1 pseudogene is annotated in these 281 nt (G+C 34.2%); it reads right to left on the reverse strand.

Annotation, left to right across the window (positions count from 1 at the left end):
• Positions 1-281, reverse strand: a pseudogene (locus J8281_RS19530) (UDP-2,3-diacylglucosamine diphosphatase); the annotation flags it as partial.

A 281-nucleotide genomic window follows, 5' to 3' on the forward strand; every position in this document is an offset into this window, starting at 1 on the left:
TACCGTTCCTTGCCTAGTTTTAGTAAAACCCAATTTGTTAGTCGGTTTAATAGTATCAACACATCATATCCGTAACCTCCTAGTTTTGCGAGTAATTTGGCATTCTGTATAGAAATATCAAATACATCACCATGAAAAAACCATCCCTTTTTGCCATCTAAATCTAAAACCAATTTATCAACAATGGAAATATTACCAATAGTGGTGTTACTAAACTTGCGCAGCATTTCATCATGATTACCTGTAATGTAATAGACTTCAACACCCTCAGCAGAAAAATC

Origin of the sequence: Aquimarina sp. U1-2 (genome assembly GCF_017897595.1) — a bacterium.
GTDB lineage: Bacteria > Bacteroidota > Bacteroidia > Flavobacteriales > Flavobacteriaceae > Aquimarina.